The following is a 16,510-nucleotide window of genomic DNA, read 5'->3' on the forward strand; positions in this document are numbered from 1 at the left end:
TAGGGGCACTGGCCCCTACGGATGTTGCCTAAAACAAGACTAGACTTTCTTCTTGTCGCGGCTGTGCAGACCACGTTTTTCCAGCCCGCGGTAAATCAGCTGCTGCTGGACGATGGTCACCAGGTTACTGACGATATAGTACAGCACCAGACCAGACGGGAACCACAGGAAGAACACTGTGAAGATCACCGGCATAAAGGTCATGATTTTCTGCTGCATCGGGTCAGTCACGGTGGTTGGTGACATCTTCTGGATGAAGTACATGGTCACACCCATCAGCACTGGCAGGATGTAGTACGGGTCTTGCGCCGACAGGTCATGGATCCACCAGATGAACGGCGCATGACGCAGCTCAACCGAGCCCATCAGCATGTAGTACAGGGCCAGGAAGATTGGCATCTGGATAACCAGCGGCAAGCAACCCCCTAACGGGTTCACCTTCTCAGCTTTGTACAACGCCATCATTTCCTGGCTCATACGCTGCTTGTCATCACCGATACGTTCACGCATCGCCTGCAGTTTTGGCTGCAGCATGCGCATTTTGGCCATCGAGGTGTACTGCGCTTTGGTCAGCGGGTACATGATGCCGCGCACGATGAAGGTGATGATGATGATCGAGAAGCCCCAGTTGCCGATGAAACTGTGAATGAACTTCAGCAGTTTGAACAGCGGTTGGGAGATGAACCACAGCCAGCCGTAATCAACGGTCAGATCCAGATGCGGTGCCAGTTGGGCCATCTGATCTTGCAGCTCTGGGCCAACCCACAGGGTTGCATTCAGCTGCTTCTCAGCACCTGGCTGTACAATTACTGGCTCAGCTTTAAAGCCGATGGCAGACAGGTTGGTACCTGGCTTAGAGGTATAGAACGTGTTGACGCCCTGAGTCTGCGGCACCCACGCGGTGGCGAAGTACTGTTGCAACATCGCAATCCAGCCGCCCTGGGTGGTGACGTTCAGATTCTCATCCTTGTCGAACGCATACTTTTGGTATTTGTTGTCGCTGGAAGAGTAAGCCGCACCACGGAAGGTATGCAGCGCAAAGTTGTTGCTGCCGGTGTCACGATGCTTAGGCAAGTCGGTGGTCTGCTTCAACTGGCCAAACAGGGTCAGTTCCAGCGGAGTCGCGCTTTTGTTGACGATGGAGTAGTCCACGCCAACGGCATAATGGTTACGCTTGAGCACAAAGGTCTTGGTGAAGACCGAGCCGTCTTTGCCGGTAAAGGTCAGCGGAATACGCAGTTCATCCTGGCCATCAGCCAGCGTGAAGGTATCCTGCGCCGCCTCAAACAGAGGACGCTCGCCGTTTGCCGGGTTATCCGGGCCGTCTCTGCCCGTCAGGCCGCTTTGTGCCTGGTAGACGAATGACGGAGTGGATTCCAGCAGCGTAAATGGAGTCGATGAACCCAGGGTATCCGGGTAGGCCAACAGTTTAGCCTGCTCGATATCGCCACCACGGGTATTGATGGTCAGCGACAGCACGTCAGTGTTAACGGTGATCAGTTTACCCTGGCCACTGCCTGGTACAGCTGAACTTGCGGCATCACCGGTTGCTGGGTTCGCAGTCTGTTGCGTGGTCTGGGTGGCTGCTGGTTGCGGAGCGTTGTCCACTTGCCAGGCCTGCCAGATCATGAAAGACACGAACAGCAGAGCGATGAGGAGAAGATTGCGTTGCGAATCCATCGTTAGTGTTCTCTGTTATCGTCGGTTTTCGGCGGCACGGGATCATCGCCACCTGGGTTCAAAGGGTGGCATTTTAATACGCGTTTCAATGTCAACCAACTGCCTTTTAACATGCCAAACCTGCGTAATGCCTCAATTGCGTAATGAGAACATGTCGGCTGGAAGCGACAACGTGGCCCAAGCAGCGGGCTGAGCACGAGCTGATACGCCCGAACCAGCCCGATCAGGATGCGGGAGCCTGGCGACAGTGGCGACGCCATAATTTTTCCAAAGCTTCCGTCAGTGCACGATTATCCAAATCCGCTATCCCTTTTTTGGCCACCACCACAAAATCCATCGCCGGTAGTTCGTGCTGACGTAAACGGAAGCTCTCGCGGGTTAGGCGTTTGATCCGGTTGCGTTCATGCGCGCGCTTGACGTGTTTTTTGGCGACGGTAAGACCGATGCGGGGATGCCCCAGCTGGTTCAGGCGGCCGAGGATGGTGATTTGCGGCGTGCCAGCCCGTTGTGGCTGCTGGAAGACGAAAGTGAAATGAGTGGGAGTTAACAAACGTAACTCCCTAGGAAAAGCGAGCTTAACCACTCAGCGGGTTAGCTTTTATTACTTAGAAACAGTCAGACGAGTACGGCCTTTCGCACGACGGCGGGCCAGAACTTGACGACCATTCTTGGTGGCCATACGAGCACGGAAACCGTGGCTACGGTTACGCTTCAGTACGGACGGTTGGAAAGTGCGTTTCATAGCGATTTCTACCTAAACTTAAATGAAATACTGATAAGTCAAATGCGTTTGGCTACTCGGCGTGAAGATGACCGACGCCTCAATCGCAATACATAAAGAGGCGGGATTGTAATAATTGTACAGTCCTGAGTCAATTCACATCGCGCTAGCCTACCTGGTTGTCTGCCAATTCGGAGTAAAATCCGGTGTTGGCCCGTGGTCACCGCAGAATCCTGTCTTGGCTAAATGACTCACCATTAAGGAACCAGGTATCACACGTGGGCGAAGATTATACGGACTCGGGGGTAAATCACAAGGATCTCCGTACGATCCTGCGTGTTTTCTGCAAGGATCCGCGTGGATAACCAGGTATAACCTGTGAAAGGCGCTAAAACCCGGCCCCACAGGCTCAGATCTCATCGGTGTCGATCCAGGGCTGGTTAAAAACTGGCCACTCTTCACGGGCTGTGGATAAAATGGATCTAATCTGTGATGAAGGGGAGGATCTCTTGCGCAGATTGCGCTATGATCCGTCATTCCGATCGCGATCCCAAATCAGGATCGTTAAGGGCATAAACCGTGAAAGGCGGTTCGCATACCCTACAGGTTTTTCAGCCAATACCGGGCGTGTGTCAAAAATCATGAGTTATAAAAAAGTAGCCTGATTCTTTTCTTTTTATTGATCTTGTTCGAGTGGAGTCCGCCGTGTCACTTTCGCTTTGGCAGCAGTGTCTTGCCCGATTGCAGGATGAGTTACCTGCCACAGAATTTAGTATGTGGATACGCCCATTGCAGGCGGAACTGAGTGACAATACCCTGGCGCTGTATGCGCCCAATCGTTTTGTGCTGGATTGGGTTCGCGATAAGTACTTAAACAATATCAATGGCCTGTTGAATGATTTCTGCGGTACGGATGCGCCGCTGTTGCGTTTTGAGGTGGGCAGCAAGCCACTGACACAAACCCTCAGCCAGCCCGTGATGGCCAGCGTCAACAGCGCTCCGGTTGCCCCGGTGGTGCGCACGGCTGCACCGTCCCGCCCAAGCTGGGACAATGCGGCACCGCCGCCTGAGCTGTCCTATCGTTCCAACGTCAACCCCAAGCACACCTTCGATAACTTCGTTGAGGGTAAGTCTAACCAGCTGGCTCGTGCTGCGGCGCGGCAGGTGGCAGACAATCCGGGGGGCGCTTATAACCCACTGTTCCTGTATGGCGGTACCGGCCTGGGTAAAACGCACCTGTTGCATGCGGTAGGCAACGGCATCATGGCGCGTAAGGCCAATGCCAAAGTGGTGTATATGCACTCGGAACGCTTTGTGCAGGACATGGTCAAGGCGCTGCAAAATAACGCCATTGAAGAATTCAAACGCTACTACCGCTCGGTGGATGCGTTGCTGATCGATGATATTCAATTCTTTGCCAACAAAGAGCGTTCACAGGAAGAGTTCTTCCATACCTTTAACGCCCTGTTGGAAGGTAATCAACAGATCATCCTGACCTCGGATCGCTATCCAAAAGAGATCAACGGGGTGGAAGATCGTTTGAAATCCCGCTTCGGCTGGGGCCTGACGGTGGCGATAGAGCCGCCGGAACTGGAAACCCGCGTCGCGATCCTGATGAAAAAGGCCGACGAGAACGATATCCGTCTGCCGGGCGAAGTGGCGTTCTTTATCGCCAAACGCCTGCGTTCCAACGTGCGTGAGCTCGAAGGGGCGCTGAACCGGGTGATCGCCAACGCCAACTTCACTGGCCGCGCCATCACCATCGATTTCGTGCGTGAAGCGCTGCGGGATCTGCTGGCGTTGCAGGAAAAGCTGGTCACCATCGACAATATCCAGAAGACGGTGGCCGAGTACTACAAAATCAAAATCGCGGACCTGCTGTCTAAACGGCGTTCGCGCTCGGTTGCCCGCCCGCGCCAGATGGCGATGGCATTGGCAAAAGAGCTCACCAACCACAGCCTGCCAGAAATCGGCGATGCGTTTGGTGGCCGCGACCATACTACGGTGTTGCACGCCTGCCGGAAGATTGAGCAGCTGCGTGAGGAAAGTCACGACATCAAAGAAGATTTCTCCAATTTAATCAGAACATTGTCGTCATAGCCCATATGAAATTTATCGTTGAACGTGAGCATCTGCTAAAACCGCTGCAACAGGTGAGCAGCCCACTGGGTGGCCGCCCGACGCTGCCAATTCTGGGTAACCTGCTGCTGCAGGTGACGGAAGGTTCCCTGTTGCTGACAGGTACCGATCTGGAGATGGAGATGGTGGCCCGCGTTGCCCTGTCTCAGCCCCATGAAGCGGGCGCGACGACCGTCCCCGCGCGTAAATTCTTTGATATCTGCCGTGGCCTGCCGGAAGGGGCTGAGATTACGGTGATCCTCGAAGGCGACCGTATGCTGGTGCGTTCTGGCCGCAGCCGCTTCTCGCTGTCCACGCTGCCGGCGATAGACTTCCCGAATCTGGATGATTGGCAGAGCGAGGTGGAGTTCACCTTGCCGCAGGCGACGTTAAAGCGCCTGATCGAAGCCACCCAGTTTTCGATGGCTCATCAGGATGTGCGTTATTACCTGAACGGTATGCTGTTTGAAACCGAAGGGGAAGAGCTGCGCACCGTGGCTACCGACGGCCACCGCCTGGCGGTGTGTTCGATGCCGATTGGCCAGCAGTTGCCTACTCATTCGGTGATCGTGCCGCGTAAAGGGGTGATGGAGCTGGTCCGCTTGCTGGACGGTGGTGATACGCCGCTACGGGTGCAGATTGGCAGCAACAACATCCGCGCTCACGTCGGTGACTTTATCTTCACCTCCAAGCTGGTTGATGGCCGTTTCCCTGATTATCGCCGCGTATTGCCGAAAAATCCGGACAAAACGCTGGAGGCGGGCTGTGACCTGCTCAAGCAGGCGTTTGCCCGTGCGGCCATTCTGTCGAACGAAAAGTTCCGCGGTGTGCGCCTGTACGTCAGCCAGAACCAGCTCAAGATCACCGCCAACAACCCGGAACAGGAAGAGGCGGAAGAGATCCTCGATGTCAGCTATGATGGCACCGAGATGGAAATTGGTTTCAACGTCAGCTATGTGCTGGACGTGCTGAACGCGCTCAAGTGTGAAGATGTGCGCCTGCTGCTGACCGATTCCGTTTCCAGCGTGCAGATCGAAGACGGTGCCAGTAAGTCTGCCGCCTACGTCGTCATGCCAATGCGACTGTAGAAATTATCGGGCTATCTTACTTGCCCCTTTGCGATTGGGCAGTGCTCGCAATCCTCACGTACTTTAAGTACGCTGCGGTTGCTGTGCGCTGGCCGCACGCAAATGACCTGCGACGATAACGCCCTGGATTGTTAGATGATTAAGACAACTACAGTATGGCTCTGACGCGCTTACTGATTAAAGATTTCCGCAATATCGAAGTTGCCGATCTGGCACCTGCCCCTGGGTTTAACTTCCTGGTGGGGGCCAACGGCAGCGGCAAGACCAGCGTGCTGGAGGCGGTGTATACCCTTGGCCATGGGCGCGCATTTCGCAGCCTGCAGGCCGGGCGAGTGATCCGCCACGATCAGCCGGAGTTTGTGTTGCATGGCCGGATCGAAGGCAGCGGGCGCGAATTATCGGTAGGACTGAGTAAAAGCCGTCAGGGTGACAGCAAAGTGCGCATCGATGGCAGCGATGGCCATAAGGTGGCAGAGCTGGCACAGCTACTGCCCATGCAGTTGATCACCCCCGAAGGTTTTACCCTGCTTAATGGCGGGCCGAAGTATCGGCGTGCCTTCCTGGACTGGGGGTGTTTTCACAACGAACCCGGTTTTTTCACCGCCTGGAGCAACCTGAAAAGGTTACTGAAGCAGCGCAATGCCGCGCTGCGCCAGGTCAATCGCTATGCGCAGATCCGCGCCTGGGATCAGGAACTGATCCCGTTGGCCGAGCGTATCAGCGAGTGGCGGGCAGCTTACAGCGATGCAATTGCCGCGGATATCACCGCGACCTGCGCGCAGTTTTTGCCCGAATTTGCCCTGAGTTTCTCTTTCCAGCGTGGCTGGGACAAAGAGAGCGACTACGGAGAGCTGCTGGAGCGCCAGTTTGAGCGCGACAGGGCGTTAACCTATACCGCGGTGGGGCCGCATAAAGCGGACTTCCGCATTCGTGCCGAAGGCACGCCGGTAGAGGATTTGTTATCGCGCGGTCAGCTTAAACTGCTGATGTGCGCATTGCGCTTGGCGCAGGGTGAGTTTCTCACCCGCCAGAGCGGGCGGCGTTGCCTGTATCTGATTGATGATTTTGCCTCCGAGCTGGACACCGGCCGTCGCCGGTTGCTGGCCGATCGCCTGAAAGCCACCCAGGCTCAGGTTTTTGTCAGTGCGGTAAGCGCTGAACAAGTAACCGACATGATGGGTGAAAAGGGCAAGATGTTCCGCGTGGAACAAGGTAAAATAGAGGTTCAACCACAGGACTAAAATGAGCGAGAAACGTTGATGTCGAATTCTTATGACTCCTCAAGTATCAAGGTATTAAAAGGGCTGGATGCGGTACGTAAGCGTCCGGGCATGTATATCGGTGATACTGATGACGGCACCGGTCTGCACCACATGGTATTCGAGGTCGTGGACAACGCTATCGACGAAGCACTCGCTGGCCACTGTAGCGACATTCAGGTGACGATCCACGCCGACAACTCCGTCTCGGTGCAGGATGATGGCCGTGGTATCCCAACCGGTATCCACGAAGAGGAAGGGGTGTCTGCGGCACAGGTCATCATGACCGTACTGCACGCCGGCGGTAAGTTTGACGACAACTCCTATAAGGTTTCCGGCGGTCTGCACGGCGTAGGCGTTTCGGTTGTTAACGCCCTGTCAGAAAAGCTGGAACTGGTGATCCGCCGCGAAGGCAAGGTCCATGAGCAAACTTACAAGCATGGCGAACCACAGGCCCCACTAAAAGTCGTCGGTGAAACCGACCAGACTGGGACTACCCTACGCTTCTGGCCGAGCTTCCAGACCTTTACCAATAACGTCGAGTTTGAGTACGACATCCTAGCCAAGCGCCTGCGTGAACTGTCGTTCCTCAACTCGGGCGTCTCTATTCGCCTGAAAGACAAGCGCAACGACAGAGAAGACCACTTCCATTATGAAGGCGGTATCCGTGCGTTTGTGGAATACCTGAACAAGAACAAGACGCCGATCCACCCAACGGTGTTCTACTTCTCAACCGTGAAAGACGATATCGGTGTGGAAGTGGCGCTGCAGTGGAACGATGGTTTCCAGGAAAACATCTACTGCTTCACCAACAACATCCCGCAGCGTGATGGGGGGACTCACCTGGCCGGCTTCCGTGCCGCGATGACCCGTACCCTGAACACCTACATGGATAAAGAAGGCTACAGCAAAAAGTCCAAAATCAGCGCCACCGGTGACGATGCGCGTGAAGGTCTGATTGCCGTGGTGTCGGTGAAAGTGCCCGATCCTAAATTCTCTTCCCAGACCAAAGACAAGCTGGTGTCTTCGGAAGTGAAAACGGCGGTCGAATCACTGATGAACGAGAAGCTGGTGGATTACCTGATGGAAAACCCAGCAGACGCCAAAATCGTGGTTGGTAAAATCATCGATGCGGCCCGTGCTCGTGAAGCGGCGCGTAAAGCGCGTGAAATGACCCGCCGTAAAGGTGCGCTGGATTTGGCTGGCTTGCCAGGCAAACTGGCGGACTGTCAGGAACGTGACCCGGCGTTGTCCGAACTCTACCTGGTGGAAGGGGACTCTGCGGGCGGCTCAGCCAAGCAGGGCCGTAACCGTAAGAACCAGGCGATCTTGCCGCTGAAAGGGAAAATCCTCAACGTTGAGAAAGCCCGCTTCGACAAGATGCTGTCCTCACAGGAAGTTGCCACGCTGATCACCGCGCTGGGCTGCGGCATTGGCCGTGACGAATACAACCCGGACAAACTGCGTTATCACAGCATCATTATCATGACCGATGCCGACGTCGACGGCTCGCACATCCGTACGCTGCTGTTGACCTTCTTCTATCGTCAGATGCCGGAAATCATCGAGCGTGGCCATGTGTATATTGCCCAGCCGCCGTTGTACAAGGTGAAAAAAGGCAAGCAGGAGCAGTACATCAAAGACGACGAAGCGATGGATCAGTATCAGATTTCCATCGCCCTCGACGGCGCGACCCTGCACACCAACGGTTCTGCACCAGCCTTGGCGGGTGAGCCGTTAGAGAAGCTGGTGGCTGAACATTACGCCGTGCAGAAACAGATTGGCCGGATGGAACGCCGCTATCCACGCGCGTTGCTGAACAACCTGATCTACCAGCCAACCTTGAACGAAGACGATCTGAGCGACCGTGCCAAGGTGGAAAACTGGATCGAATCGCTGGTGAAATTGCTCAACGATAACGAGCAGCACGGCAGCAGCTACAGCTCGGTGCTGGTTGAAAACCGTGAGCGCCAGATGTTCGAACCGGTGCTGCGTATCCGTACCCATGGTGTGGATACCGACTACCCGCTGGACTTTGAATTTATCCGCGGTGGTGAATACCGCAGGATCTGCGCGCTGGGTGAAAAACTGCGCGGCCTGCTGGAAGAAGATGCTTATATCGAACGTGGCGAACGTCGCCAGCCGGTAGACAGCTTCGAACAGGCATTAGAATGGCTGGTGAAAGAGTCGCGCCGTGGCCTGTCGATCCAGCGCTATAAAGGGCTGGGCGAAATGAACCCGGATCAGCTGTGGGAAACTACCATGGATCCCGATCAGCGGCGTATGCTGCGCGTAGCGGTGAAAGACGCTATTGCAGCCGATCAGCTGTTCACCACCCTGATGGGCGATGCGGTTGAACCACGTCGTGCCTTTATCGAAGAAAACGCCCTGAAAGCGGCGAATATCGATATCTAACGCCTTATTTGGCTATTAAAAATCCGCGCCGGTTCGCCCGCGCGGATTTTTTTATGCCGTTTTTAGCACTAACAAGGCAAGCTGAAACGCGTTAGCATGAGAAAAAACCACTGGGAGACACTCGAATGGCTATTGAACTGATTGCAATTGATATGGACGGCACGCTGCTCAATCCGCAGCACCAGATTACGCCAGCGGTAAAGCAGGCGCTGACCGCCGCGCGCGCTAAAGGCGTGCATGTGGTGCTGGCTACCGGGCGGCCTTATGTCGGCGTGCAGGACTATCTGCGTCAGTTGGATATTCAGGGTGAGGGCGATTTCTGCATCACCTATAACGGTGCCTTGGTGCTGAAGGCGACAGACGGGGCTTGTGTGCTGCAAGAAACCCTTGGCTTTGACGATTATCTCTATTTTGAGCAGTTGGCACGGGAGTTCGGCGTTCATTACCAGGCGTTTGATTTTGATACCCTCTACACGCCGAATAAAGACATTGGCAAATATACCGTCCATGAATCCCAAATGACCGGTATCCCGCTGAAATACCGCAGCGTGGAAGAGATGGAGCGCACTATGCGTTTCCCGAAGGTAATGATGATTGATGAGCCAGAATTGCTGGATAGCGCGATAGCCCGCTTGCCTTCAGAGGCCTGGGATCGCTACACCATCATGAAAAGCGCCCCTTACTTCCTGGAGATCCTGCATAAGAATGTGGATAAGGGCGCGGGCGTCAGAATGCTGGCCGAACATTTGGGTATCAAGCAGGAAAACGTGATGGCGTTAGGCGATCAGGCTAATGATATTGCGATGATCGAGTATGCCGGGATGGGCGTAGCGATGGGCAATGCTATTCCAGAATTAAAGGAAATTGCCCAGCACGTGACCGGCACCAATACCGAAGACGGCGTCGCACTGGCGATCGAGAAGTTTGTGCTGTAGTTGCCCCTCACCCCAACCCTTATGTCTTGATCTTCTCCGCCTTAGCGGAGAAGATCAAGACATAAGGGTTGGGGGACAATAGCCTGCAGGTATTTTTCCAGCACAACACAACCGCCACTTTTTTCCCCTAAACTCGAGAACCAATTAGCAGGCGGCAGCCAATGCCACACCGGCAGTGATTTCGATAATCTATCGGTATAATCATTTGCACTGTCCGCTTAGCTCAGGAACATTCATCGTATTTTGTGCTTTTTTGGTCAACGAGTAACTGACTTGGCATTTCTGCTCTGTGCCATTGCCCCACTGAACATTAACAACACCGCGTTCAGCAAGACCAGTCAGATACACTTGACCGTTGTCTCCAACGATAAAACCCTGTTCGGTTTTCTGTGCCTGATTAGTCACTGTTGCGCCGAACGGTACAGGGGTTCCATCTTTCCGTAACACTGTCATCATCGCACGTTGTCCGACGTTAGCCTCGAAGGTGGCGCGGACTAAAGCTCCCCGAGTAGGAACAACACTTTGGGTGTTTTGCACTATATCAACCTCATACGGTAGCGTTTCGGTATTTAACTGCACCTGATTTTTACGGTAAGGAGTGCCATAAGGGACGATGGCGTAGCCACGCCCGTCGGTTTTAACCCCCGCTTGGTTGCCTACACTCACACCGGCAGCACCCTGCGCCTTTACCAGTACAGTTGTTTCTCCCAGTTGCTGGCCAAAAGTCACTCCATCCTCATGCGCTACAATACCACCCTGCAGGCCATAGCTCAGCCTTTGGCTATTTGGTTCATAGGCGTAACCAGCGTTGATTTGGCCGTAGGTTCCGCGATAATCTGCATTCAGGTTAGTCGTGCTGCCCCCGCCCTGGTTGACGTGCCCTTGCTGCATACTCCAGTTCAGATTGTTGTTCGTCAACGCGGTACCACTCAGGCCCACAGTGTTTGTTGTGGCGTTTTTCTGACTAGTGCTCATGCTATAGGTGGCATAGCTATTTCCCATCCAACGATTGAGTGGCACGCTTACATTGAAGGAAAATACCTGATCACGTTCGTAGGTGCGCCCGCTGTTTCCCCTATTGTTGCCGCTAGCTACTGAATCTTCGTTGTAGTTGTAAGAAAATCCATAATTGATGCCATTCCAACTGTTATTGTAACCGGTACCGATAGAACGCATGGTTCGGTTGTTGTTCCAATAGTCCTCGCTCACCCAGCTCAAAGATAAAGCACCAGCGCCTTCCCACAGGTTTTGACTGAGTGTCACTTCGGAACGGTTGCGCCTGCGTTCCATCTGCGACTGCACACCTTCATTTCGATAGGTATCCATAACCTCTTGCAGGCTGTAGTAGCCGTCGGTTGAGTATCGATATCCGGCAATCGCAAGGTTGGTTCCTGTCTGAACAATATTCTTGCTATAGCGGATACGTAATGATTGGCCACTCTCATCTGGCTGATCCTGCTGCGTAGACCTGGTATGGGTGATATCAGTGGAAAGTGCGCCGAAACGGCCAAGGTTTTTACCCAAACCGATTGCCACTGACTGGTAATTATTCGCAAATTGCACACCGCCATAGGCGGTTAAGCCGTGAGGCAGACCGTATATACCCGTCAGTTGGCTGAAAGGCGTCTGAGCCACTTTGCTGTCATAGGAACGATATTGCCCACCGGTTAAGGTATATTTGAAATATCCTTCACGCTGCAGTACGGGAAGTGAAGCAAATGGTATGACAAGTTGTTGCTCACTGCCGTCGGCTTCTTTGATTGTCACAAACAGGTCACCGCTGCTGCCGGTCGGGTACATATCATTGATTTCAAATGCACCTGGAGCTACAAAACTCTGGTAAATCACATAGCCGTTCTGGCGAATGACAACCTGAGCATTGGTTCGCGCCACGCCACGTACTACCGGGGCATAGCCTTTCAGGCTGTCGGGTATCATGTCATCGTCCGACGCCATCTGTGCACCACGGAACGGTACGCTGTCAAACACGTCGCTTGGCGAAGTACTGTCCCCCAGAATCAGTCGACTCTTCAGCGCGATGACGTCGCGTTGTGCGTATGAGTAGACAGTATTCCATTTATCCTGCCCGCTATTATCACGTTGCCAAGTGGTATAGTTGCGTAACCTCCAGGGCCCGATATTTATACCGGGCCGCAGGTTGGCAAACTGACTGCTGCTGTTAGCGTTGTTCGTACTGGCAGTGGCACCTTTCAGACTGTAGTTTAACAAAAAGGCTGAAATGCCATTATCCCACTGTTCTTCAGGTACATAGCCACGAGCCTTCTGCGACATGGCTGCCTGTGGAACACTCAGCAGCAACTGCTGAGCGCTGAAGCGAAATTCAGCACTGGCCTGCGGAATTGCACCTAAATTAGCACACTGGTTTTCCACATCACTGATGTTGGTAAACAGTTCTGTTCTTACCCCCATAGCTTGTAATTGTTCAACGCTCAGGCAAGGTTGCAGGCTTTCTTTACCTTCTTTATCTTTCGACGCTTTGAACTCAACATCACTTGTGCTCTGGCGTTCTTTGTTGAGATAAATATCAACTCGATAAGTGCCCGGGATCTGCATATTACTATCTTCAAATACGCTCAGATCTGCGCTGCCTTGATGTGAATTATCAATCTCAAGCAACGCTGGATTAAAATAGTCCTGAGCCTGTGCATCGAAAGATACGCTAGCCAATAAAGTTAATTGAGCGGTAATTAAATACCCCCACTTGCTGACACGTAGTAAGCGGTGTATATAATTTTTATTATTCATCCGTTTTAATCCATTGTTTGCAAGGAAACTGTTCGACCGTTGTATTAGCATTTTTGAGTGCGTGCTGAATTTCTTGGATAATTTATTTTTACTTAAGATAGTTACATTTTGCTCACATGTTCTTTGCCCACGGCACCGTAATCACTGATAATCATCCAGCTTACGCTGTTGCCGGTAGCTCCTGCTGGCAATGTAAATCTCGCCGTATCACCTGGTGCGACATAAGTTGCCTCTTTCACTTCTTTACCGGTCACTTTCACTTGCTGGAAGTTCATGTAAAAAGAGGTAGGGTTGGTGACTTGCAGAGTGTTGCCATTACGCTGCCAAATCAGTTTGTCAGTCACTTCTTCTGGGGTGCCTTTCAGGTTCTTAGGCCTGTAAATCAGCTTGATACGTGTTTTCACCGCAATTTGTAGAGTATTCTTGCTCTCATCCTTTACCGTTGATGGGATGGATTTAATGTTGAGCCAGAACAGTGATTCCTTATCTTCTGGTAGATTGCCGCCCACACGGACAACACGCATCAAGTTTTCCTGCCCTGCATTTAAACGGAACAGTGGTGGAGTGATCATGAAAGGGGCTTTTTTAGCGCCGTCCACGTCGTTCTCAACCCAGCTCTGGATTAGGTAGGGCACTTTGTCTGGGTTGCTGACGGCCAGTGAAGATTCCTTCTTGCTACCGTCATAAATCAGACGTGTACCGCCGATAACCACACCTGCCTGCGCAGTACTGCTGATCACCAGCAATGTCGTCAGTAGAGTAATAGGGGAAAATTTCATAAGAGACTCCAATATCTATAAAAAAATAGGCCAACCCATTTTTGTGTCGGCCAGGGTTCACAATATTTACGCTATAGCCCAAATAATGGGCTGCTCAGACCTTAGTTGTAATTAATGGTGAAGTTAGCCGTTGCGTTAGCTTTACCTGGTTTAATCTCAGCAACATCAGCGATAGCAATGTAGCTCGCGGTGAAACCAAGGTTATTCACCGCACCTTTTGTCAAGGGATAAGCCTGGGAAGCGCTAAACAACGGCAACACATTGTTGCTGGCGTCAGACAACTGGATGCCAACGCCTTCTGCAACATCTACATCAGGAGACAGAGCTAATACGCTGTTGTCGCCATTAACAGTCGCGCCATCAAATTTAATTTTCACACTGGTTACTGTGTCCGGGCAATTTTTCAACTCCAGAGAAAACTGTGTAGTAGATACCTTGGAGCCAACCGAAGAGAATGCCGTTTTTGAGATTTTACCCAGCGTTACCTCCAAGGGTGAACCTACAGAGTTAGTCACTTCACAAGCGGCATCAGTGATTTCACCGGTGAAATTTATTTGCCCATCTGCAGCGTATGCTGTTGTACCAACTACAGAAGAAGCCAATACGGTCATTGCAATAATATTCTTTTTCATTAAGTTATTCCTTACTTACTTTATTAGTTAATAATACTGTTCTCTATATTAAGAGGTGTCAGTATGGTTTGACTCTTTAGCGAACAAGTGTAGAACGGCCTTTATATAAAGGCTGCTCTCAATAAACACGATAAGAAATTTATCGAAGCTGATACATTAAAGAGGACATCAAGGTAACTCGCATACTTATGCTTGTGTATTTCTTGATGTGGTGAACTATAGTCCCCACATGCTATTCGTGTAAATAAACTTTTAATTATCAGTGATAACAAAATTTATTTTTTATCAAGAAAAATCTTGATTATCAATGCGAAGGATAAAGTGATTGGTAATTTACAATTATTACTATTTTTTAATTCAAGATATTATTACTTTTTTCTATCGCTAATAAAAAATAGTTCATTCTCGATTGTGAAGGAAAGTATTATAATAGATCTTGATTCAAAGATAGCGATTTATCTTTATCACATGATAGAAAATGTTGTTTCAACGCACTGTCGGCATGAAAACGCCAAGATCTACCCATGGTAACAATTTGTATCTAGTTAATAACCATATGTCGCTCATTATAACTCAGGTAAAGTATAAGTGAAAAAAATAAAATTCAAGGTGTGTTTATTCTTCGTGTCAGTATGGTTTTTCATGCCATTCTGTGCCCAAGCCTTCACATGTTCGGCCCAAACAACGGCGACTACACTCACCTTGCCCGATATTTCGATACGAAAAGATTTACCCGTCGGTTCACCGATTGGTAACTTAATTACTACAGATTTTATTGAGACATATAAGTGTACAAATACTGCCCCGCTCATCACTAGTCAGAGTTTTGGGATCAAAGCTGCTGGAACGTACGTAACGAAAATCGATGGTAAAAGAATCTACGCTACCGGTGTTGAAGGGGTCGGCTACGCAATTCAGGGGCAGTCAGGTAACACTTGTGGTACCTTAGCTTGGGTTGATGGAACCAATATGGGCGACACGAATGCAAATAACAGGCTTTTTTGTAATGCCAATGGCTTGTTATCAACCCAGGCGATAACAGGTCAGATCGGGGTACAGCTTTATAAAACAGCGCAGGTCACAGGCTCTGGTTCTGTACGTTCTCGACAAGTAGGTTCATTTATTATTTTTAATAATAGAACCAGCTGGACGCAACCAGAACCTACTGTATCTATAAATTCATTCAATATAAAAACACTGACCTGTAGCGTCGACAGCAGCACGATCAGTGTTGTAATGGGAGACGTAGATAGAAATGCATTTAAGGGCGTTGGTTCTTGGCCCGGAGATGCTAGAACTAAAGTTTTTACCATTCCTCTCACATGCGCAGCTGAAACACGGGTCACTGTCCAAATAGACGGTGATACTCCAAATGCAGCAGAGGGATTATTGAATTTAACCGCGTCGGGTAATAGCGCCACTGGTGCAGCTGTCCAGATCTTGCACGATAGCAAACCATTAGCACTCGGCAGCAAAGTCGAAATCGGTTTGTCCACATCAGGAAGTAACTCGCTCGCATTTCAGGCCCGTTATTATCAAACCTCTAATGATATAACCCCTGGAAAGGCAAATGCGACGGCGACATTCACGCTTACTTATCAATAACAACTTCGCTGTAGACAGTCACAGGGTTCAGTAGTAACCCTGTGCACCCCTCGCCGTTCGATAAATGTCTGGAAATGATTGACGAAGCCAACAGAGGACTACCGGCGTTCTACCGGAGCAGTTGCTATAGAGAGAGATTGCCGCGCCTGCGAGCGGATAATGAAGTGGCGTTTCTAGCGGATAATCACGAGGGTTTTACCCCGCGAGAGGAAGTCAGTTTGCGTTACGGCTAGTAGATGGCATTAGCGTTCTCAGAAAGTAGGATTTTATGAAGCGTCGATGTAAGGCGCTGATTATTGATAAAATCCATTAAAACAGAGTGTTAAGTGATTATTTTAAAGTGAGCGTTATTAAGGTCGTCATTCCGTATTAAGTTGAATGGAAAAGCCAGTGCAGGTAGACGAACCCGCTTTGATAAAGAGGCTTAACCTCATGGGTATCGGTGTCCACGCAGGGTGGCCGCTACAGGATAAGGAATGTGGTGTTCTGATCCTGATTGCAGCCAGAAGTTA

The 16,510-nt window shown here is 51.3% G+C and carries 13 protein-coding genes; 6 read left to right on the forward strand and 7 right to left on the reverse strand.

Annotated features, from left to right (window positions below; translation table 11 throughout):
* Nucleotides 1–39 precede the first annotated feature (39 nt).
* The 4 genes from yidC to rpmH are packed head-to-tail and all read right to left on the reverse strand — an operon-like array spanning nt 40 to nt 2,422.
* The gene (yidC, locus tag ACKWMY_RS23305) at nt 40–1,680 is read right to left on the reverse strand and encodes a membrane protein insertase YidC (RefSeq protein ID WP_074030826.1); all 1,641 of its coding nucleotides are present in this window, start codon (nt 1,678–1,680) and stop codon (nt 40–42) included.
* A 2-nt stretch (nt 1,681–1,682) separates the two neighbouring features.
* Nucleotides 1,683–1,940, reverse strand: coding sequence for a membrane protein insertion efficiency factor YidD (yidD, locus tag ACKWMY_RS23310; RefSeq protein WP_025120915.1), 258 nt, complete (start codon nt 1,938–1,940; stop codon nt 1,683–1,685).
* Nucleotides 1,904–2,263: a ribonuclease P protein component gene (gene rnpA, locus ACKWMY_RS23315; protein ID WP_004950547.1), complete on the reverse strand. Its 360-nt coding sequence runs from the start codon at nt 2,261–2,263 to the stop codon at nt 1,904–1,906. Before rnpA ends, yidD begins: the two co-directional genes overlap by 37 nt.
* 18 nt (nt 2,264–2,281) lie before the next feature.
* The gene (gene rpmH, locus ACKWMY_RS23320; RefSeq protein WP_004093983.1) at nt 2,282–2,422 is read right to left on the reverse strand and encodes a 50S ribosomal protein L34; all 141 of its coding nucleotides are present in this window, start codon (nt 2,420–2,422) and stop codon (nt 2,282–2,284) included.
* A gap of 684 nt (nt 2,423–3,106) precedes the next feature.
* Here rpmH and dnaA point away from each other — a divergent pair.
* The 5 genes from dnaA (at nt 3,107) to yidA (ending at nt 10,216) form a co-directional block, all read left to right on the forward strand.
* Nucleotides 3,107–4,501 (forward strand): chromosomal replication initiator protein DnaA, encoded by a 1,395-nt coding sequence (gene dnaA / locus ACKWMY_RS23325; protein ID WP_021181394.1) that lies wholly within the window; start codon nt 3,107–3,109, stop codon nt 4,499–4,501.
* A 5-nt stretch (nt 4,502–4,506) separates the two neighbouring features.
* Entirely contained in the window at nt 4,507–5,607 is a 1,101-nt protein-coding gene (dnaN, locus tag ACKWMY_RS23330; protein WP_021181393.1) for a DNA polymerase III subunit beta, read from the forward strand.
* A gap of 155 nt (nt 5,608–5,762) precedes the next feature.
* Nucleotides 5,763–6,848, forward strand: a complete 1,086-nt coding sequence (recF, locus tag ACKWMY_RS23335) for a DNA replication/repair protein RecF (RefSeq protein ID WP_409487130.1) — start codon at nt 5,763–5,765, stop codon at nt 6,846–6,848.
* Nucleotides 6,849–6,866: 18 nt separating this feature from the next.
* Nucleotides 6,867–9,281, forward strand: a complete 2,415-nt coding sequence (gyrB, locus tag ACKWMY_RS23340; protein WP_024527357.1) for a DNA topoisomerase (ATP-hydrolyzing) subunit B — start codon at nt 6,867–6,869, stop codon at nt 9,279–9,281.
* Nucleotides 9,282–9,406: 125 nt separating this feature from the next.
* Entirely contained in the window at nt 9,407–10,216 is an 810-nt protein-coding gene (gene yidA / locus ACKWMY_RS23345; RefSeq protein ID WP_409487131.1) for a sugar-phosphatase, read from the forward strand.
* Between the two features lie 201 nt (nt 10,217–10,417).
* On the opposite strand, the gene ACKWMY_RS23350 is transcribed toward yidA, so the two are convergent.
* The 3 genes from ACKWMY_RS23350 to ACKWMY_RS23360 all read right to left on the reverse strand — a co-directional run bounded on the left by ACKWMY_RS23350 (nt 10,418) and on the right by ACKWMY_RS23360 (nt 14,393).
* Nucleotides 10,418–12,982 (reverse strand): fimbria/pilus outer membrane usher protein, encoded by a 2,565-nt coding sequence (locus ACKWMY_RS23350; RefSeq protein WP_409487132.1) that lies wholly within the window; start codon nt 12,980–12,982, stop codon nt 10,418–10,420.
* Between the two features lie 101 nt (nt 12,983–13,083).
* Entirely contained in the window at nt 13,084–13,761 is a 678-nt protein-coding gene (locus ACKWMY_RS23355; RefSeq protein WP_196062650.1) for a molecular chaperone, read from the reverse strand.
* Nucleotides 13,762–13,862: 101 nt separating this feature from the next.
* Entirely contained in the window at nt 13,863–14,393 is a 531-nt protein-coding gene (locus ACKWMY_RS23360; protein ID WP_074030832.1) for a fimbrial protein, read from the reverse strand.
* Nucleotides 14,394–14,981: 588 nt separating this feature from the next.
* On the opposite strand from ACKWMY_RS23360, the gene ACKWMY_RS23365 reads away from it, so the two are divergent.
* On the forward strand, nt 14,982–15,998 hold the full coding sequence (locus tag ACKWMY_RS23365) for a fimbrial protein (protein ID WP_409487133.1): 1,017 nt from the start codon (nt 14,982–14,984) through the stop codon (nt 15,996–15,998).
* Nucleotides 15,999–16,510: the final 512 nt, after the last annotated feature.

The organism is Serratia sp. J2 (assembly GCF_046269175.1).
In the GTDB taxonomy this organism is placed as follows: domain Bacteria; phylum Pseudomonadota; class Gammaproteobacteria; order Enterobacterales; family Enterobacteriaceae; genus Chania; species Chania fonticola_C.